Annotated in this window: 1 protein-coding gene; it reads left to right on the top strand. The window is 45.1% G+C overall.

The window, feature by feature from the left end:
• Positions 1 to 2: 2 nt before the first annotated feature.
• The coding region (gene galU / locus C6P11_RS08320) for a UTP--glucose-1-phosphate uridylyltransferase GalU (RefSeq protein ID WP_245299847.1) at positions 3 to 809 on the top strand (807 nt) is incomplete at its 3' end.

Genomic DNA, 809 nt, shown 5'->3' with positions numbered 1-809 from the left:
TTATCCCAGCAGCAGGTTTGGGAACTCGTTTTTTGCCAGCAACTAAGGCCTTGGCCAAGGAAATGTTGCCAATCGTTGATAAGCCAACGATTCAATTTATCATCGAAGAAGCTTTGGCATCAGGTATCGAAGATATCGTTATCGTTGATGGAAAGTCAAAGCGTTCAATCGAAGATCACTTCGATTCAAACCCAGAGTTGGAAAACAACTTGAAGGAAAAGGGTAAGGACGAATTGTTGAAGTTGGTTGAAGAGACGACTGACATTAACTTGTACTTCATCCGTCAATCACACCCACGTGGATTGGGAGACGCCGTTTTGACTGCAAAGTCATTTATCGGTGACGAGCCATTCGTTGTTATGTTGGGTGATGACTTGATGGCTGATGAGACGCCTTTGACTAAGCAATTGATCGACCGTTACAACACGACGGGAGAGTCAACGCTTGCTGTTATGAAGGTTCCTCACGAGCAAGTTTCTGAATACGGTGTGATTGCACCTGAAAAGGAAGTTGAAGACGGTTTGCACCAAGTTAACTCATTCGTTGAGAAGCCAAAGCCAGAAGATGCACCTTCAGACTTGGCAATCATCGGACGTTACTTGTTGACGCCAGAAATCTTCGAAGAGTTGGAGAACACGGCACCTGGTAAGGGTAACGAAATCCAATTGACGGACGCCATCGATTCATTGAACAAGCGTCAACACGTTTACGCCCACGAATTCAAGGGTAAGCGTTACGACATCGGTTCAAAGATTGGTTTCTTGACGACTAACATTGAATACGGTTTGAACCACCCACAAACTGGCGAA

Origin of the sequence: Weissella confusa (genome assembly GCF_004766315.1) — a bacterium.
Lineage (GTDB): Bacteria > Bacillota > Bacilli > Lactobacillales > Lactobacillaceae > Weissella > Weissella confusa_A.
Note: the sequence above shows the minus strand (reverse complement) of the source record. Positions and strands in the feature narration are given on the sequence as shown.